Annotated in this window: 13 protein-coding genes and 1 pseudogene; 4 read left to right on the top strand and 10 right to left on the bottom strand. The window is 67.4% G+C overall.

What is annotated here, in order from left to right:
* Positions 1-3: 3 nt before the first annotated feature.
* Together GPA10_RS40015 and GPA10_RS40010 are read right to left on the bottom strand one after the other, a co-directional pair.
* Positions 4-315 carry a pore-forming ESAT-6 family protein gene (locus GPA10_RS40015; RefSeq protein ID WP_157169709.1) on the bottom strand — a complete coding sequence of 104 codons (312 nt, stop codon included), beginning with the start codon at positions 313-315 and terminating at the stop codon, positions 4-6.
* Positions 316-401: 86 nt separating this feature from the next.
* A complete protein-coding gene (locus GPA10_RS40010; protein ID WP_343041863.1) occupies positions 402-731 on the bottom strand; it encodes a hypothetical protein in 330 nt (109 codons plus the stop codon).
* 1,275 nt (positions 732-2,006) lie between these two features.
* On the opposite strand from GPA10_RS40010, the gene GPA10_RS40005 reads away from it, so the two are divergent.
* Positions 2,007-2,504, top strand: a complete 498-nt coding sequence (locus GPA10_RS40005) for an ATP-binding protein (RefSeq protein WP_157169707.1) — start codon at positions 2,007-2,009, stop codon at positions 2,502-2,504.
* Positions 2,505-2,918: 414 nt separating this feature from the next.
* Here the strand turns inward: GPA10_RS40005 and GPA10_RS40000 are convergent, their stop codons facing one another.
* The 7 genes from GPA10_RS40000 to GPA10_RS43905 form a co-directional block, all read right to left on the bottom strand.
* Positions 2,919-4,091 carry a pentapeptide repeat-containing protein gene (locus GPA10_RS40000; RefSeq protein ID WP_157169706.1) on the bottom strand — a complete coding sequence of 391 codons (1,173 nt, stop codon included), beginning with the start codon at positions 4,089-4,091 and terminating at the stop codon, positions 2,919-2,921.
* 881 nt (positions 4,092-4,972) lie between these two features.
* Positions 4,973-5,347, bottom strand: coding sequence for a DUF6415 family natural product biosynthesis protein (locus GPA10_RS39995; RefSeq protein ID WP_157169705.1), 375 nt, complete (start codon positions 5,345-5,347; stop codon positions 4,973-4,975).
* 808 nt (positions 5,348-6,155) lie between these two features.
* Positions 6,156-6,623, bottom strand: coding sequence for a PPC domain-containing DNA-binding protein (locus GPA10_RS39990; RefSeq protein ID WP_157169704.1), 468 nt, complete (start codon positions 6,621-6,623; stop codon positions 6,156-6,158).
* Between the two features lie 35 nt (positions 6,624-6,658).
* A complete protein-coding gene (locus GPA10_RS39985) occupies positions 6,659-7,648 on the bottom strand; it encodes an asparaginase (RefSeq protein WP_343041862.1) in 990 nt (329 codons plus the stop codon).
* 108 nt (positions 7,649-7,756) lie between these two features.
* Positions 7,757-9,289, bottom strand: coding sequence for a helix-turn-helix domain-containing protein (locus tag GPA10_RS39980; RefSeq protein ID WP_157169703.1), 1,533 nt, complete (start codon positions 9,287-9,289; stop codon positions 7,757-7,759).
* A gap of 391 nt (positions 9,290-9,680) precedes the next feature.
* Positions 9,681-12,329 (bottom strand): hypothetical protein, encoded by a 2,649-nt coding sequence (locus tag GPA10_RS39975; protein WP_157169702.1) that lies wholly within the window; start codon positions 12,327-12,329, stop codon positions 9,681-9,683.
* 167 nt (positions 12,330-12,496) lie between these two features.
* Positions 12,497-16,297 carry an AAA family ATPase gene (locus GPA10_RS43905; protein ID WP_343041853.1) on the bottom strand — a complete coding sequence of 1,267 codons (3,801 nt, stop codon included), beginning with the start codon at positions 16,295-16,297 and terminating at the stop codon, positions 12,497-12,499.
* 991 nt (positions 16,298-17,288) lie between these two features.
* Between GPA10_RS43905 and GPA10_RS39965 the strand changes: the two genes are divergently transcribed.
* From GPA10_RS39965 to GPA10_RS39955, 3 genes are all read left to right on the top strand, one after another.
* Positions 17,289-17,708 (top strand): hypothetical protein, encoded by a 420-nt coding sequence (locus GPA10_RS39965; RefSeq protein ID WP_343041852.1) that lies wholly within the window; start codon positions 17,289-17,291, stop codon positions 17,706-17,708.
* 475 nt (positions 17,709-18,183) lie between these two features.
* Positions 18,184-18,564, top strand: coding sequence for a hypothetical protein (locus GPA10_RS39960; RefSeq protein WP_246260607.1), 381 nt, complete (start codon positions 18,184-18,186; stop codon positions 18,562-18,564).
* A 91-nt stretch (positions 18,565-18,655) separates the two neighbouring features.
* Positions 18,656-19,321 (top strand): SAF domain-containing protein, encoded by a 666-nt coding sequence (locus tag GPA10_RS39955; RefSeq protein ID WP_157169701.1) that lies wholly within the window; start codon positions 18,656-18,658, stop codon positions 19,319-19,321.
* Here GPA10_RS39955 and GPA10_RS39950 read toward each other — a convergent pair.
* A pseudogene (locus tag GPA10_RS39950) lies at positions 19,276-19,380 on the bottom strand (IS5/IS1182 family transposase); the annotation flags it as partial. The gene GPA10_RS39955 and the pseudogene GPA10_RS39950 overlap by 46 nt on opposite strands.

Here is a 19,380-nt window from a genome sequence, read left to right as displayed (position 1 = left end):
TGTTCAGCCGATGTTGTTGACCGCGGCCCGCGCCCGCGACAGCGTCGTCTGCGCCGTCCCGTCGTTCTCCTCCAGCGTCGAACGCACCAGCCGGATGATCTCCCGCACCTCATTCGCCGCCTTGTTCCAGCGCACTTCCTTGCCGTGGTACTCATCCGACACACCGTCGGCCTGGTAGTCGGCCATGGCCGCCTTCACGGCCCGGTCCCGGTCACCGAGCACGCGTTCCAGGTTCCCGATGATGAGATGCAAGCTGCCCTGTACGTCCGCGGAGGCGCCGGTGTCGTACGAACGCCGATCCTGATTACCAGCCATGCCAAACCACTCCCCGTGCCGAGTCGAAGCGAAGTTGATGTACGGGACCGCTCACAGGCCCCGTTGAACAGCTTGATCAGCGGCGGTCAGCCGGAGAAGCGCGCCGCCTGGAAGTTGGCCGCGCCCATGTTCTTGTGCGCGTTGTCCGACTGCTCCTGCACACCCGTACCAAACGCCTCGTCCATCCCCACCTGACCACCCAGAATCGACGACAACGCACCGTTCAACGCCGCCGTGATCTCATCCGCCCGCAACTTGAACGAGTCGAACGTCGCCTTCCCCGCACCGTTGAACTTCCCCTCCAACGGCTCCGCCGCCGACACCAACGCCCGGATCAGCGCGCCCAGATCGTCGCTCGACCCCGACGTCTGCTTCCCCAGCACAGCAAGTGTCGACTCACCCATGTCGAACTTCACAAGCCACCCCCACAACTCGAACAGCATCCGGACCTGTCTCAACACACGCACCGCAGTTGAGCGCACGACTACATCACCGTCGGCACAACATCCGCTCACGCCACGTCAAGCATCGAACATGCTCTCCCATTTCGAGTTGCAGACGCAACGCGGCTCGGCGCAGCAGTGCTGCGATTCAGCCAACAGGAATGAGGGCCCCCGACGTCCGCCGGGAGTCTCGTCGCCTCCTGCGCCCGGACGTTACGCCCCCGCGCCACTGAGCGGCCGGGCACACTCACTTGAGGATGATGCCGCAGTACGCGGACGGGACATCGCCGCGTGCCGCCGCATCACGTCGAGCCGCTACGTTTCGCTTTCGGCGACGTCCCAGTTCGCGCCAGCAGCACTGACGCGGCTTGCGATAGAGCTGGGCGGCACCCTGGTCCACACCCGGGCCGCACCGGAAGCGAGTACCGCAAGCACTACAGCGGGAAATGCAAGGCCCACGGCCTGCCCTTCCTCGCCGACGAAAAGGGCAACCTGATCTGGATCTCCTCGGCTCTCCTCGGCCGAACCAGTAAGATCACCGACGCCCGGCACGACCACATCGCCGTCCACCTGCGTGCGGCCGGGCTCGGCGCCCTGGCCGACCTCGGCTTCGTCGGACTGGACGACACCCCAAGGACAACCCCGTCATCATCACGGGCCACAAAGCGCCCCGCTCCCACCGCCTCACCGATGCCGAGAAGGAGGCGAACCGGCTGGTCATCCTCGAACACGCCGCCGTCGAGCACGGTTTCGCGAAACTGAAGGCCTGGCCCGCCCTGACCAAGGTCCGTATGAATACCCGTCACTCCACCACCCTGCTGACGGCTCTGCTTATCCTGTCGAACTCCGAAGTCCAGCGATGACCAATAGTCTCCCGCCGACAATCACGTCCCCGGCCAGCACGAGCACCCCGTCACGAAACACACCCGTACCGCGACCTGCAATTTCAGGATGAAACGATCTCGCTCGGCGATGCCCTGCCTCTTGCAACGAAGAGTTCTTGAAAGACCGGGTGAGAGCGGTATTCCGCTCTTCGTAGGACCCACGGTGTGGTGGTCGCGTCCCAGTTGCGATCACCGGGGAGGTCCCTGTCGTGGCGCCGATTCTGTTCACCGCTGCGCTGTTGCTGCCGTTCGTGACGGCAGCTGGCCCGTTCGCGCTGCGTGAAGCGCGCGATTGCGTACGCCCCGGACGCGGCCGCCATCGCCGCGTCGTGCGGGGCCGTCACGCGGCCCGGGGAGGGCTGCGATGACCGCGAACCGAGCCCTGAGTGCCGCCCCCTGTGTCGTGTGGCGATGGACTAGCTGCACTCCGGACGCACCGGCCCAGGCCCGTGCCGCCTTGCGCTGTGCCCTCGACCAGCTCGGCTTCGACGGCGAGGTGATCAGCGATGCGGTGCTGGCCGTCTCCGAGTTCGTCGCCAACGCCACCGAGCACGCGGTGGGGCCGTACGAGATGCGGCTCCGGCGCACCGCTGCGGAAGTCATCTGCGAGGTGGAGGATCATGATCCACGCATCCCGGCGATTCCCACGTTCCCAGCAGAGCCGCCGTTCTCCCCGGCGGACGAGAACCGCGGTGGTGGCCTGGAGGCGCTGTGCGCGCTGTTGACCGAGCGCGGGCGCGGCCTGCACATCGTCCACGAACTGACCAAGGGTGCATGGGGATTCAGAAGCCGCAGAGAGATGAAGACGGCTTGGCTGGCCATCCCGGCCAACTGCCCTGTGAAGCGGCACATCGTCAAGTAGCAGGGTGAGCACGGGGCGGAATTCACGCTTCCTGTCGTGATTGACCGGCGCGGCGTTGGGTAACTCCAGTCGCACGCCGATCGGGCCGAGACCTGCCGGTCGGGGGCGGGGCACAGGGTTCTTTCGGGCGGCAACCTTGAGACAGACGTCGTGGCGCAGGCTCTAGAGAGGCCGGGCCTCGCTGGCGACAGGTCGTAGTCCCAGAGGGGTTGGTGATGGCGAAGGCAGGCTGAGGGCATCCCCGGCATCCGCGCTGCGGGGAGGGCGCCGGACTGTCGGGGCGTGGGCCTCAGCAACCGCCAGCACGGCGGCACGCCGGGCCTGCATCGCGGCCACCGCGCGACTCCAGCGGGCCCTCGGGTCGAGGGCCGATCGAAGTGCTGCGTAAACGTTGCGGATTAGCCTGCGGCTTCGTTACTCACCGGAGACCGCGATACCGACGCGGCGCGCGATTTCGTTAAAGCCTATGCGTCTCGATTCGCCCATGCCTTGCTCTGCTTCGACTTCCAGGATCCGCTTGATAACACGTGGATTTCGCCCTATGGCTTGGGGAAGCATTGTCCATGACGTCGGGCGCGCGGCGACAACCTGTTCAAGGGTGAGCCCCTTCGCACAGTACAAATCCGCTTTGTGGAGGTCGGCGTTGTCCAGATCTGCGCCATCGAGTCGTGCGCCACGAAACCGAGTACCGCGCAGCTTTGCGTCGGCGAGGCGCGCGCCACGAAGGTCAGCGTCATCGAACAGGGCGTGCTCGGCCTTGGCGTTTCCAAGGAAGGCTTTGACAATTCGAGCCCGCTCAAAATGGGCCCACTGGAGATACACGTCGCCCATGAATGCCCCGGCGAGATCAGCATCTCTGAACCGGGACTTGCTGAGATCGGCGCCGTCCAAGACTGCGCCTTCGAGGTCAGCTTGGTCGAAGACTGCACCTTCGCACTGGACCCGCGTCAGGTCAGCCTCGGCAAGGCGCGCAAAGTAGAAATTCGCGGAAGTGAGACGGCACTCACACAGCCGCACCCCGGACAAGTCCGCTCGATGGAAGTCAGCCCCAGGCAGCGACAGCCCAGATAGATCGAGTGGCCATGTCGAGCGGATGTTGATCCGGGTCATGGTGGTGAGGGCGATCTGAACATCGTCGGGTGTGGACCGGTCATCCAGACGAATATCGTCATCGTCCGTAACCGTGCTGCGCTCCCGAACGAAGGACGCGAGTACCTGGGCGGCTGGCCCCGCCTGATCTGGTGCGTCGTACAAAATCTGTTCCAAGGCGTGTACGGCGCCGACCCGAATGTACGGCTCCTGGGCTCCCAACCGTTCCAGCGCTTTGCTAAACCTGTCAGTGACCTGGCCGCGATAAGACAGGCGGTACGTGCGTGCCGTATAGGCGAGAGCGAGAGCCGCACCTCCAGCCCCCAGGGCCTGCACGACCGCGAGCCTGAACTGCCCCTCTGCGGTAGCCTTGACCGAGTCCGAGAGACCACTCCATTCAGCCCGCGCCATGGGGATGACAGCGGGAACAACCTTGGGAATGGCGTGGATTGCGTCCGGAAGCCATCCCCACTGAAGCTGGGCGATCAGCAAAATCATTGCGACGCCGAGTAGTCGGCCTCGGTACCGTCGGATCAGACCAATCTTGTACGTTGCTCGTGCAGGATGCCACGATTTCTTGTGGCGGCGACGCCGATAACCCGCGATGCACTCGCGGGGCTTTGCCGTCGCATGCTGGCGCCACTGACGCCTGCGGTCTGCGTAGTCGTCCCGCCTGTTGAGTTCTGCCATTCTGCAAGGACAGCAGACCGCGGAGCACGTAGCTCATACACTTGTCGAGTTCAGAGGTTTCTTTGAGGTTGGCCGGTACCCTTTCAAGCAGGGTCGATCGGGCATGAGTGGCAGCCCCGGGGCGCCGGTGCCGCTGCTCGCCCTCGCTGCTAACTAAGAACTGCGATTCGATCGCTCGTACGGACTTGCTCCAGGGGTGGCCTGGCACTCCCCATCCGTGATCGACCTGGAGAGACGAGATGACGCAGCGACCACCACAGGTATGGGCCGGGATCGACGTAGACATAAGGACACCACTGGATCACGGTGGTTGACAGCGGCGGCGACCCGCTGTCGATCCGCAAGGTGATCAACTCCGAGTCATGTACCGTGGGGCGAATTCCGCGCCACCGACAGCACGGCTCCCGATACCAATCGAAGCAGCGGTACGCGCCGCCAGCTTGGGCCCTTCGGGGAGGCGAACAGCACGGTTCAGGCACCCGGCCGACCCGCACGCCGGGCGTGGACGCGCGCGAGCCTCGCGAGCACAGTAGATAGCGGCAACGCCGGCTGCAGGAGGGGCGCGTGTTGCCGATGTGTGTACACAAGCCATCCAGGACCGCTGATGCTCGGATGGTACGCGACCAACTCGACGTCGTCTGGGTCGGTGATCAGCTCGTCGCAGTAGCGGCAGTAGTGCTGGATCTCGGTCACGAGTGCTCGCCGTCCCTGTCCTCGTAGTGGTCGCACAGGGCCTCCACGCAGCGGGCGAGTCGCTGCGCGTGCACGATCGCTGCGGACAGCCCTGGGCATGTCTCGACGCCGAGTCGCATGCGGGCCTCGCCGACGCAGGCCAGTGCACAGGCGCGTGGCGCACCTTTCAGTGGAAGGTCGTCTGTTCGCGCCTCGACTGCCGGGATCAAAACCACTAGGTAGTCCCGGAGTTGAGCGGCCAGGGTGTCCACCTCGCTGGGAACGGACTGCGCGCCGCCCGGAGCCATCAGATGACATACCGCGGAGCGCATCACGGGCAGGTCGAGCAGCGGCGCGTCGGCGACCGCTCCGGTGTGGGTTTGGATGGTCACCGTACGACCCTCTGCCCGCGGCAGCTCGAGCAGGCGCAGAGCGGGCAGGTGAGATCAGCCGCGATCGGCTGCGGCTTCGATCCCACGTCGAAGTGCCGGATACCGCTGTCTCTCGTGATCACACCATCCCGGGACACGGTGTAGACCCGCAGGGACGTCGAGGTGCCACAGAGCGCGTCCTCGCGGCTATCGATGCGGTCCATGCGATCGGACACGTCGGCTCCTTCACAGTCGGCCATCCCCGGGACCCTGCCCGCGGTCGCCGGGCTCTCTTCCTGGCCACGGCTGATTCACGGACCGACCAGTCGCCGCATCAGACGCGCACGAGGCTTCGCGCTGCGTGCGGCAACGGGATCAGCACCGGACGCACGGTGCCCGGGGCGTCGTCGCGGACGGCGTGACGGCGATTACCGAGGTCATGGTCTGACCCTCACCAAACGTGGCTCCTTGGCCCGGCACGGCGTCACCTCCATCGGAAGCCACAGTGGCCACGAGCACGCGCGGTCGGCCCGCACTCCACGATGACGGCGAACTACGCCCTTGCTTATGAGCGTTTATGAGAGCGCTGCCACCGCCCCGCCGACGTGACTGTACGAGGGCTCGGCGTCGCGGATCACCCCAGTCGGCACCCGCCGCTATCGCACCAGCACCGGTGCATCGTCTCCTGACGGAACGCGCAGTCAGGCGGCGTGCGACCCTCGTCGCCCAGGCATCCGCCGCGGTGAGGTCGAGCCCTACGCAGGTGGGCGTGCGGTCACGCGGAAGGAGACGGTCACAAGCTCAGCTCTGCCCCGCGGGCGCGTGTGCCCTACTCCGGTGTACCGAAAGTGAGCAGCGGCACGTGGTACAGCGCCGGGTTTCGCGGGCGGCTCATGGTCGGGGCGGCGACTTCGACGATGAAGAGCTCGCTGAGGAACTGGACCTTGGCTCCCAGGAGGTGACTGGTGCGGCCGTCGGCAGAGTGCGTCTTCAACCCGGCGGAGACGTGGACGTGCGGCAGGATGTCGCCCGTCTCCGGATCGTGGGCGATCGTTCCGGCGCCGAAGGCTTCGACGTTGGTCACATAGGTCTTGGCCCAAACCGGGGCGTCCGGGTCTTCAAGCTTCTCGCAGGCACCCACGATGTCGACTTCGGCGAACGCGCCGATGAATGAGGGGATATAACCTTGCCGCACACCGTGTTCACGGCAGAACGCGGAGAGTGCGTCGAAGAAGTCCTCGCCGTGATCGAAGGTAACGCCGAAGGTCCGACCCATGGTCAGTTCGTGGGCGCGCATGTGGTTGTCCTCCCGGGCGGGGCCGACGTACGTGGTCAGGGTGCGAGGACCGCGAACCTCGCTGCGACCGACTCGCGGTCAGCTCCCTGGGCGAGCAGCGCGTGGAGCAGAAGGCGCGCCTGGTAGGGGCCCAAGTCGCCGGCGGCGATGAGCCCGCGGCTGATCAGATCCTTCTCTGAGCCGGGGAACCCGTATGTTCCTGTCAGGACGGGCCCGTTGCCGATGCGCGAGGCGAGCACCACGGGAACGCGCGCGGCGAGTCGTTCAAGGGCCTCGACGAGTCGCTGAGGGACGTGTCCAACGCCGAAGGCAGCGATGACGAGGCTGTCGCATCGGCCGTCCCACGCATCGAGCAGCGTTCCGTCGTCGTCAAGGCTGACCGTGTACAGGCCCACGCGCGCGTCCCAGCTCGGCGCCAGCAGGGGGCCGTGTCGGCGAGGCGGCGGGGCAACCAGCCGTACGCGGCCCTCGGCCACCTGGCCGAGGTGCCCGGCACCGGGCGACGTGAAGGCGGCGGGGCTGGTGGTGTGAGACTTGCGGACATGCCGGGCTGCGTGGATCTCGTCGTTCAGAACGACCAGCACTCCGGCGCCGCGCAGCTGCGGGTCGGCCGCAGCGAGGACGGCCGCCTGCAGGTTGGCGGGTCCGTCGGGACCAGCCATGGTGGGGTTGCGCATCGCGCCGGTGACGATGACCGGCTGCTCGTGACCGTGATACAGGTCGAGGAAGAACGCGGTCTCCTCGATGGTGTCCGTCCCCTGCGTGATCACGATCCCGTGGACGTCGCCGCCCGCGAGGGTCTTGTCGATCGCCGCGCCGAGCTCCCTGAGGTCGGCGAAGGTGAGCGAGGCACCGGGCACCCTGCGGAAGTCGTGCACGCGAATCTCGATGCCGTGACCGTCCAGGCCAGGAACGGCCTCAAGGAGGTCGCGGGCGGAAAGAGCCGGTACGACCCCACCGGTGGCCGGATCCGTGGTCATGGCGATGGTCCCGCCCAGTGAGTAGACCACCACCGACTTTGCCACGCCCACGATCGCCCCACTTCATGTCGATTCGGCCCGAGCGGACTTCGCACACAGCGAGATCGTTCCGTGCAGGCTAGCCGGTCATCCCGGCAACGGCACAGCCTCAGTTCAAGGGCACCAGCCGCAGTGGTCGGACCTCAGCTCCGTGGCAACGTACGTGCAGGCGATGCCCAGCGCGTCCAGGCTGAGGTGGCGGCTGCGGGGCCGGGCGAGACCGGTGACGCCTTCGGCAGCGAGCTGTCCGCAGCGGCGCACGAGCCACCTACGGTCCAGGTCCAGGTAGTCCGCGGTCGCTGCCAGACGCTGTACCGACATGGTCCCGGCGATGACGGTGTGCGTCTGGGCGTAGCCGACAACGTCTGCGAAGGCGCGGAGCGTACGAGTCTTCGCCGTCAGCGTGGTCTGCGGGCAAGAGTCCGTGCGTACCCAGTTCGCGATGGCCGCCCGGCGGCCGCGTGCCAGGACGAATCCCTCCGTCCGTTGGAGGTCCGGTTCATCGGTCAGCCAGGTCGTGACGCCGTAGGACTCCATCAGCGAGATCGCGAGAAACAGCAGCACGCGCTCGTACGTGGGCGACGCGGCGACCTCCTGGCGGGGGACGCAGAAGGCGCGACCGACTCCGTCGTGGGCTTGGCGGGGAGCTGTCTCCTGGAGATAGCGGTGCTTGTGCTTGAAGATCAGCCACGTGGCCGCATCCTCCCCGCGCTGCTCACGGGTCCAGAAGACCGGTGCGTCGGCCAGTTCGGCTCGCCGGTCGAGGATGAACTCGGCGCACGCCCGCGATCCCAGGAGCATCCGAGACGCGTCGGTCAGGCCTCCTGAAGCGGCCCAGATGTCTCCTCCGGTCGAGTGCTGCGGTGGGAGACGCGGTACATCCTGGAGCGCGGTGTCGTCGCCGAGTACACCGGCTTCGAATCCCGCGACGGCCCACAGGATTCCGTAGGTGAGCTCGTCGAGTTCGTATGCCGCCGGGATGGTCACGGGACCCTCCTCAGAACCGCGGCCTCCTTCACGTGCGTCCATGACGAAATGCCGTCGCTGCCCGTCAACGGTGGCGTATGCGGCGAGCAGAGCCCTGAGGGGCATCTGGCTCCATGCCGAAGCGCTCCTGCTCGGCGAAAGGCGCAAAGCGTTGTCATGAAAAGGCACGGCAGGTTCGGCGAGCGCGGGGATTACCGTCGGAGGAAGACTTCGGCCAGCGGGCAGAAGGAGCTGACCCGGTCCGTCCTGAAGCATCAGATGGCCAGCCGTGCCGCTCTCGCTCGGCATGGGCAGCTGATCGACGTCGGGCAACGGACACATCAGTTCCGTGGGCATGCCCAACGCCTCACTCCACTGAGCGAATTGGCGTCGGTCGCGGATCTTCTTCCGGCCGCGTTCCAGCCTGCTTACTTCAGCCTGATCGATGTTGGCCAGCCGCGCCACTGCCACCTGTGAGAGCCCCGTGTGCTGCCGGAAGAGCTGCACGACCACGCCGAGGTTCCAGGCCCGGACCGCTGTTTTGACCGCGGGCGATGCCCAGAACTCCGGCGCGACCTTGGGGACCGCACCGCGCTGACAAGGACCGCACCGCGACGCGGTGTTGAAGCGGCTGAGCACCGCGCGGCACGACGAGCACCGCTGCTCCGCCTTGCCAGCCATCCCTACCTCACCAGTGCGTGATCAGGCGATTTCTCAGCGTGCCCAGAGTGCCACAGCAGCGCCGGACCGCGTGCGCGAACGCGAGGTCGTCCACCGGCTCTTCCTCGGTGCACAACCAAAAACAGGGATCACGAAGGCGCCCGCGCATCCCCGCCGTCAGGCTTCCGTACGTCTGTCCATCGAGGCGATCGCATCGAGGATGTCGCTACGGCTGATGTCCCACTCCACTCTGCCGTCCGCTGCTCTCGCGACGGCGCTGGCAACGGCCCGTTGCGCCCGCCCCAGATCCGGATGCGTGCACAGGCCGCGACAGGTCTGGCACCAGCCGGGCATCCAGTCCGGCGCCGACCCGCCGTGACAGGCGGGGCAGAGGGCGAAAGGGCCCAGTGCGTCAGCGGTGAGCCGGCTGGCGAGGATGGCTTCGCCAGTTCCGCCGTACACGAGGGAGAAGGGTTCCCGTCCCGTTGCCACCCCACAGAGGATCCGACCGACTGCTGCCGTCCGGCTCGGTGACGACAATGCGCTCCGCACCGGATGTCCTGGCGTGGTAAATGCGGTCTGCGCGTGGCTCGTCCCCACCGTACCGACCCCGTTCCCATTCCGAGCGGAATCGGTTCAGCCGGTAAGTGATGTCCTGCGGGCGCAACCATTCGGGCTTGCCCCAGGGATCACTCGGGCACCCCTCGGGTGGTGGCCATGATCCCCAGAGCAGCCCCACGCCGCCCATCTCAGCCTCGGACAGCTCGCTGAACTCGGAGTCCGCTTGCTGCTGTTGCCGTGCCGCACGGTGACGTCGCACCAGGGCCCCGAGTCCGGTGGCCGATTCATCGGTTGCCTCGGGTATGAACACGAGCTCGTCCCCGCCAGGGACTCGCGGCTCCGGGCTCATGATGCGCGTGGTGCACCACGGTGCTTCGGCCCACGCCTCGATGCGTCGGCCGAAGGCAGCGGCTTGCCGCGAGAACCGGACCTCAAGGGACATGCTCCGGCCCGCCAGGTCGGCCAGCATGCCGTACGAGCTGTCGTTGCCCTCGACTCCTGCGCCTGCCGCCTCCAGGGCGGCACGCCAGCGCACGCCTGCCCGGAACACCTCAAGTCCCGCTTCCGTACCCTCACTCGGCCACATGGCGCGGATCAACGCGATAGGCAGATCCGAGTCGAGCTCGTAGGCGCGCCCGCGGGCGAAGGTGTGCGCCTCTCTCCAGAGAGTCATGGCGTCCGCGTCCGACAGCTCGCCTGTGCCACGGGAGCGGCGCATCGGGAAGGATGGGGTGGGGCAGCGAACGCTCTGCGCGGTGCGAGCTATCGCCAGGGCCAACTGCCCGTATCCGGCACAGCTCTCGTAGAGGGGGCGCAGTGCCCACCGCAGCACTTCCCGCATGGCCCGGTCACGGCCGGCGCCATGACGGAGTGCGTCGGAGCCGGAGGTCTCGCCCTCCGCTTTGGAGAAGGCGAGGGCAGTGGCCAGCAGTCGGTGGTTCTCCTCCTGGAGCGAGGTACAGAGATCGACGGCGCGAGCGTGTGCGGCCAGGCCGCGGACGTCTGTGCCTCCACGCCCGAAGAGTTCGGAGTGGGCCCGGGCCAAAGAACGGGCTGCCAGGACGAACGCGACGGCATCGCGCGTGAGCGCCCGCTCGGCATGGCGCACCAGCGTCTCCAAAGCGGAGCGTGCCACATGGTCGAAGCCTGTGTTGTACGCGGAAACCGCAATGTCCGCCATGGCGTCGGCGGCGGCCTGCAGTTCGACCGCGTACGGGAAGGGCTGGATGTCCGTTCCGGTCTCGGTCAGGTCGTCGACGCGGCCGGAACCGTCGCCGAGTCGGTGGTTGAGCCATCCCGCGAGGCATTCGATGATCTTGTCGTAGTCGACCCAGAGATGTTTGTCCTGTAGTTCCTGACTGAGCTCTGCGAGGAGGCGGCATCCCGCGGCGAACGTGTTCGCCTCGATGTGGGCGAGGCGGCTGTCGTCCAGCATCCGGTTCGGCGGACCCACAAGCTCCCGGATGGTCGCGACTCCGCTTTGTAGAACCCGCCACGCCACGATGTCGTCGCTGTGGCGGTCGAACGGGGTGAGTGCTCGCTCCGGACGTCCGGCGTCGGAGGAACGAGATACACGGTACCTGGTGTCGTGTGGTCGGGTGGACGGCGCGATCGCAGCGAGGCAGGAAACCGTCACGCGCTGGGCGGCTTGGGCGAACTCCTCCCGCTTCGCCGGGGTCACGTCACTCCCTTCCCCCAACGCGCGGAACGCGGTGAGCACTCCTTCAACGATGTACCCGCACGTACCTGGCCGCGCCGACCTCGCAGTGGACTCCAGGACGTACGCGACGTCCCGGCGCACCGAGGCACTGCGTCGGCCCGAGCCCAGCCTTGTGAAAGCGAGGATCTCTTCGGTGACGAACCGGCGCGCGGCCAGGGTGTCGACCGTCACCGCAGCTCGCAGGAGCCGTACGGCGCTGCCACGGGCTGCCACCTGGTCGTCCCAGGAGTCGCCCGCGTGCTTCATGACCAGCCGAATATCCCACGCCGCCGAAGCACACGCGTCGAGCGCTTCCCGCTCACGGTGAAAGGAGCGGAGGTTCGACTGCCGATCTTTCAGCAGCGCCTCAGCTCGCGCGACTCGGCGTCGCAGCAACCAGTCCGATCGCAGCCTCGCAGCGAAGAAGAGGACGGCCGGAACGAGCGAGCCCAGGACGGGCATCACGCCGGCGATGACGGCCAGCGTGCCCGTGCGAGACGGCGCGGCGGCCGCGAGGACGGGCAGCAAGGTGCTTGAGATGAAGAACGCGCCGTACGCGATCGCCGCGCGATCGAGCACGGTTGCCGCCAAACGCGCTGTGTGGCGGAAGTGCATCTGCACCATCAACGGGGCCAGCGTGACCACGAAGACCAGCAGCGTGGCCAGCATCGCGGCCACCCCGAGGGAGATCGTGCCCCACATGCTGGGGTCCCGCGCCAGACCGTCCCAGCGCACGACCATGCCGATCCAGCCCGCGCTCAGCACCGTCCACGCGACTACCGCCCGCCGAGCCGCTGCCATCGATTACCTCCTGTCGTTCCCTGCCTCGCTGGATATTTCCTAACGCATGGCGCTGACAGGCGCGAAGAGCTGAGCCTGGCGGTCCAGACGGGAGAGCCGAGGCAGCGCAGGTAGACGGTGGCGCGATGGACGAACCGGCCTACTGGGTTGGTAACTCGGGGGTTAGGTCATGGGCGCCCGGGATTACTGGGTCGTGCGGCTGTCCGCTTTACGGCTGTGGGTCGTGCGCGGCGGATGGCTGCGGCACCGATGACGCGCTGGGCGAGGGCTCGCCACTCCGGTTCGTTCACCCCGTGCTCATCGCTTGTCCAGACCAGGATGCCGTTGGGCCCGCCGCCGTCTTCTTCGGGGAGCACACCCTGCTCCGCGTACCACTTCAGGCGCCGCTGCCACTTGGCGGCGTATCGAGGATTGTCGAGCATGCCGAGGTGTTCCCAGAAGATCACAGGCCCCGACAGAGGCGTGATGGTGAAGTCCGGCAGCACCGTGCGGCCGTCGGTTCCCTTGAACGGTTGCTCGTACGCCCAGGCTCCAGGGGCCAGTTGTTCGAGGATGCCGACGAGGATGACTTCGTTCTTGCTGCGCACCATGACGCCGTTGACCGCTACGTGGACGAGCCGGGCGTCGATACGCCCGCAGTCGACGCCGCTGGGGGTCAGCACTGTGCGCGGGTCCGGGGTGACGACGAGATCGGTGAAACGACGGGCTGTGTCGGAGCCGGTGGCCCGGGTCAGTTCGATGAGGTCGTCCAGCGGCCCTTCGTGGCAAATGACCACTCTCTTGGTCTGACGAGTCAGCGCGGTGTACAGCAGCTCACGCGACACGCTGCGGGCCGCGGCGGGCAGGACCACGATGACGGTATCGAACTCGCTGCCCTGACTCTTGTGCACGGTGAGAGCCCAGGCCAGCTCCAGGGACACGTCGTCCTCGCCGCCTCCTAGCCCGTACTTATAGCGTCGTCCGGGCTGGGAAGAGAACTCGACCTCGGTGCTCCGCGGCGCCTTCTTCATACGCGGGCTCTTCAGCTGACCAGTGACCACACCGAGTTCCCCGTTGGCGACATAGCCGTTCACCATACGCCCCGCGGTCTGGTCCCACGCGGAAAGCGTTCCGTTGCGGGTGTGGACGACCTTGTCGCCGAACACGATCTGCTCCGCCCCCAGCGGCTTGGGTACCTTGCGTTCCCAAGCCACCTTGAGGGCGTTCTCGAGGGAGGCACGACGGTAGCGCCGCTTGAGGTGGCGATTGAGCTCTACGGTCCCGTGCGCCGTCCCGCGGACAGGGCTCAGGATCTGCCAAGCGCCGCACCGAGCAGGGGCCTTGAAGAAGTCCGGATAGGTGCTGGCCCCGCGCTGGGTGCGTCCCGCGCCGTACGAGACGGCAAAGCTCAGGCCGTAGGCATCCTCCACCACGCCGAACTCATCGCGCAGCACGTCGTCGACTACCTGCGCCGCCGTCCGGCCGTTCCAAGGAACCGCGCGGAGAGTCGGCATGTTCTCGCCCTGACGCAGCCGCTGCCAGATCTCGTCACTGCCAGGTCCGCGCTCATCGCCGCTGTACCAGCGGGCCAGCATCAGGTCATGACGCGAATCGCCCATTGCTCGCTGGCGGCGCAGCACCGTCAGTTCGGCCCAGCCCGGGGCGACCCGCGGCCATGAGCCGCTGTGCCCCTGCCGGGCTGAGCGCTCAAGGTCGACGAAGGGCCGGCCCGCGCCGATGGGCGGCAGCTGGCGGGGGTCGCCCACGAGGATCAGCCGCTGCCGAGGCTCCAGGGCGTCGAGCAGCGCGGCGAGCATGTCCTCGGTGAGCATCGAAGCCTCGTCGACAACCACCGTGCCGTACTGCCATTCGCGGGGCGGACGGCCTGTGATCAGATACCGGGCGGTGCCTCCCTCGTAACGACCCGACTTGCTCAGGAACTGGGCGAGCGTCTGCGCTTGATGGCCCACTTTGTTCTGCAGCTGGACGCGTGCCTTGCCCGTCGGAGCGAGCAGCAGCACACCCTCCGACATCACCTCGGGTCGCCGCACCAGCGCTTTGACCAGCATAGTCTTGCCGGTGCCCGCTGGGCCGTTGAGCACGGTGAACCGGCTCTCGTACATCTCCCGCAACGCCGCCGCCTTCTCCTGCCGCGCCCGGAACTCATCAGCGCGGTCGGCCTCGGCGATCTCACCCTGCTCGTCGAGGACGGCATCCAGGGTGGCCGCGAGATCCTTCGGCGCCGTGTGCCGGGCGGCGGCGCGCAACTGATCGACGACCTCCCGGATGGCGTGGTTGCGCCACAAGGCGGAGCGCAGCTTGTAGGCGGCTGTACCGTCAGCGATCTGCGTCTTACACAACTGCGGCCAGTTGGCGTCCAAGTCGTCGTCCAGGTCCTCGGCGCGCAGCTCGTGAGCTGCCAGGACCGCATGACTGGGCCGCAGTGGCCTGACGGAGCTCAGCCCTTCCAGACCCTCCAGCATCTCCTCGAGCGGCAGCAAGGTGTGTCCCTCGCTCTGAGCACGGAGCAGCACAGTCGCCATGGCGGCTTCGAGACGCCGCTTGTCGTCGGAGTCCGTGAGCGGTTCCGACACCGGCAGCGGATGCCGGTCCGTCAGTTGCAGATCGGGGAAACAGCCCCGGTCGACGGCCTCGAAAGGAATCGGATCCGCGTCGTCCACCGTGCAGGTCACCATCGCGTACGGGTCTGCGAGCAGCTCCGCCACGGACAGGGGCATCACGGTCTCTTGCTGACACACCCGACGCACCTGGTCGGGAGTCAGGTCAAAACGGGCCAGCAGCCGCAGGCTCTGTCGGCGATCGCGGTCGAGCGCCGCCCACACCTTCCGGCGGGTGGGTGTCACCACCGCGGTGGCCGCGGCCGGACCCCCGCGGCCGTCCAGCGCCCGTTCCAGTGCCGGCCAGGGATCCTCGCCCTCACCGACGGCAGCCGTCACCTCACGGGCCGCGAACGTGGGATGGGGCACGTCGAGCAGGCTCAGCACGGCAGGTAGACCAGGGGCGGTCCCACGCCGGAGCCAGGCACGGTGCAACTGCTCGTCGAGCCATCCGAAGGAGCGCTCGGGCAGCCCGCAGCCGAGGTCGACGGCGGCCTCGGCAGCGCGCTTCAGCTCCAGCAGCGCGGCCACCGCCGTGTCCGACGGCACGTGCTCGGTCCCGTAGGAGAACTCGCAATTCGTCTCCGGGGCGTGCGCCAGAGCGCGCGAGACATCGGTCCCATCTGCTGCGAGTCGTGCCAGCGCCTGCATCGGCAGCAGGATGCCTCCGCTGCCGTCGGGGCGCAGCGTATGGCGTACCACCGTCTCCCACATGTGATTGGGAAACGGGGTCGGGCCCGCGGTCGGCCACCGGCTCGGCGGCGTGACCGAGGCCACCAGCGCGGCTCCGACCAGGATCCGACGAGGATGGTCCTCGAACGGAGCGTGCTTGAGATAGAAGAAGACCAGCGACTGGCCGTCGACGACGTCCTGGAAGAACGTATCGATGACGGCCTTCTGGTTGTCCCCGTGCAGCACCCACGCGGGTTCGAAGCCGAGCGCGTCGATCGCACGCTGCTCCGCCTCCGTGCTGTAGCCGTCCACCGGCTGCTGCTCCATGACGTCGTCTAGGAGCTGCGCCCGGTTGAGCCAACGGAACGGGATGCCGTGGACCGACCACGCGGGCAAGGGTACGGACGCGCCCTTGAGCGCCTTGAGCACCTGGTTGTGGCGGTAGGGGTGGGACGTGCGCAGGACGTGGTCCCTGCTGCTCAGAAAACCGCCGCGCTCACCGGCACACGCGGGCGGACCGTCCGGCAGCGCGTCGAAGGTCTGACCCGCGAGCCGGACCTCCAGCTCGTCATCCCGTCGGCGCCCGATGTTCTCCAACAGCACACATGAGGCGTTGCCCAGCGGATCATCGCAGATGCGACCGTCCCAGGCCGTGTCATGCCAAGGCACCCGGACCGAAAGGTGCTGCACGTACGCCACCGCGATTCCCTCCACCACTCCCGGCACTTGCTCCACACCCTACGGTGAGGCACTGACACCCGTTCGGGGGAGCAGTGATTCGCGGCTGCAGCCGTTCCTGCTCTACGGGGCCGCTGCTGGCCGCAGCACGCTGACGCGTCCGGTTCCCTGAATCCCTGACAGTGGCTACGGCACCGGAAGGACCTGGCGAGAGGGGCATTCCGCTCTTCGGAGATCCACGGTGTGGTGGTCGCGCCCTAGACGCAACCACCGGTGAGGCCCCTGCCGTGGCGCTCTGTTTGTTCACCATTGCACTGCTACTGCCGTTCGTGACGACGGTCAGTGCGTCCGCATTGTGCGAAGGACGCGATTCCGTACGTGCCGGGCGGGAACGTCACCGTCGGACGGTCCGGGGGCGTCGCACAGCTCAGGGGGCGACAGTGACCGCACACTGTGCACTGAGTGCCGCCCCGTGCGTCGGTGGCGCTGGACCAGCCGCACCCCCGATGCCCCAGCCCAAGCGCGCATCGCCCTTCGCTGCACCCTCGACCAGCTCGGCTTCGACGGCGGGGTGATCAGCGATGCGGTGCTGGCGACCTGGACGCGTTGTGCGCGCTGTCGACCGAACGCGGCCGTGGGCTGCACATCGTCCACGAACTGACCAAGGGTGCATGGGGATTCCGAAGCCGCAGGGAATGAATACGGCTTGGGTGGCCATCCCGGCCAGCTACCCCGTGAAGCGGCACATCATTGTGTGTAACAGGGTGGAAACAGGACGGAATTCACCCCTCTATTTGTGATTGACAGGCGCGATGCCGGGTAACTCCAGTCGCATCTGATCACGTAGAGTGTTCAAACATGCGAGATGAGTGACTGAGTGTGGGGGCTGATGAAGGCGCGACGGCGAGTCAACCTGCTCCTGGCAGGCACGAGTGCTGCGGTTACAGGGCTGCTTCTGGCGGGATGTGCGGACAGTTCGTCTCGTACTAAGCCGCTGCCCGAGAGGACGGTCGTGACGACGTCGTCCCGTACGCCCGATGCCAAGTATGCGCAGGCGCTCACGGCCTACCGGTCGTGGTGGAGGGATCTGGCTGCGGTCTCCGCCACGCCTGCGCCCAACTCTCCGAGACTGGACGATCATGCGGTGGGCGGTGCTCTTGAGCTCCTGAAGCACGGCCTCACGACGGCTCAGAAGCAACAGGTTGTCACCAGAGGTGCACCGCGTCCGGATCCGGGAATTGCCTCCGCCAGCCCTGACAAGGTGGTGATCCGAGACTGCGTGGACGGCACGGACTGGCTGCAGTACAAGCGGAACGGCGAGCTGAAGAACGATGTCCCCGGCAGTCACTTCAAGGCAGATGCAACCGTGCGGCGCGTTGACGGCATGTGGAAGGTCTCGGACCTCTATATGCACGAGGCCGGGTCGTGTTGAGTGCGCGTGCCGCTCCGTGCCCGGGGGTGTGCGCGGTGATGTTGCTTGTTGCCGGCCTGACGGTCTCCACCGCCGCGTGGCCCGCGCGTGCGGATGAAGGCAGGGATCTCTACGGCGGACTCACCTGCGTTCCCGGTGCCTGTGATGCAGAGGCGAAGAGCGTTAGGAGAGGGTCAGCCAGTTCGGGGAAGAGCAGGCCGGTTCGTGCTGGGCGACCGGTGAAGCCTCATGGCGGGGGTCAGAGCGGTGGCGTGCCAGTGCAGACGATCACGTCGACTGGTTGGGCGGTCGCCTTGGCTGAAGGTGGCGGGATTGTTCCTCCCTTCGATGTACAGGGGCCTGTGAAGCGGCCGAAGCCGGGTGATGGCCCGAAGGTTCCTGTGGAGGTGGTCGTCCAACGGGCGGTGAAGCGGCTGGAGTTGCCGAAGCCGTGATCCGTACGAGTCCGGATGAGGACTTCGTGCAGGTGGTTCACGTGCCGACGTGGATGTGGGTTGAGCGCGGATCGTGGGAGCCGGTGTCGACTTCGGCGGCGGTCGAGGGTGTGAAGGTGACGGCGACGGCCCGGCCGCGAAAGGCGGTGTGGTCGATGGGTGAGGGCGGCTCGGTGGTGTGCCGAGGGCCGGGGACGCCGTACTCGGACGCCTTCAGCCCCAAGGCGTCGTCGCCGGACTGTGGTTACACCTATCGGCGGGCGTCGCTGTCCCCGCCGGGCGGGGCGTACAGGGTGTCGGTGCAGGTGACCTGGGATGTCGAGTGGCATGGGGGCGGGCAGGCCGGGGTGGTGCCCGGGCTGGCGATGACCGCGCAGCGGCAGTTGGTGGTGGACGAAGTGCAGGCGGTCGTCACGCGCTGACGGCTCGTGTGACGGCGTGGTCCGCGAGGGCGGTCCGGGTCGGCGGAATGTCGGAATTCTCTTGATCGCGAGGTGAATTGTGGGTGCCTCCATGTCTTCTTCGACCCCGGTTGGCGGCCGGTTGCAGGTGCCGGGAGCACGCCGGTCGGGCCCGGAGCAGCCGCCGGCGGTGACAGGTGCTCGGCGGTGCAGGCTGGGCTGGGTGTGGGCCGGGGTGGGGGCCGTGACGGTCTCAGCGGTCGGCTTCACGTTGGTCGCCCAGGCAGTGGGTGAGCGCGAGCAGGTTCTGGTGCTGGCCCGTGACGTGCCGACCGGTCGGGTACTGGAGCCGGGCGATGTGCGGGTGGTGGAGGTGGCGGCGGACGCGGGGGTGGTGCCCCTCACGGACCGGGGCACGGTGCTGGGGCGGCAGGCACGCGTGCCGCTGGTGGCCGGGGCGCTGCTGGCGCCCGGGCAGGTGGGCACGCACGCCGTCTTCCCGCCGAAGGGGTTCTCCCAGGTGGCGCTCGCGGTGGAGCCGGGCGGTGCGCCGCCGGACCTTGCTCGTGGGGAACGTGTCGCGGTTCTTCCGGGCCCGGCCGGAGCCGAAGCGGTGAACGACGGGAAGGAGACGGTGGCTTCGGCGGTGGCGGGGACGGTTACAGACGTGCGGGCACCTGAGTCGGCGGGCGGACCGCAGGTGGTGACGGTGCTAGGAGTTGTCTTCAAATGTCACGCCCACATCAGGAGCGAGGCGAGAGTGACGGCTGCCTGGTAGGACTCGGCGGTCTTGTCGTAGCGGGTCGCGATGCCGCGCCACTGCTTGAGGCGGTTGAA

The organism is Streptomyces typhae (assembly GCF_009755605.1).
GTDB classification, from domain to species: domain Bacteria; phylum Actinomycetota; class Actinomycetes; order Streptomycetales; family Streptomycetaceae; genus Streptomyces; species Streptomyces typhae.
The sequence above is the reverse complement of the archived record's forward strand: the minus strand, read 5'-3'. Positions and strand labels throughout refer to the sequence as shown.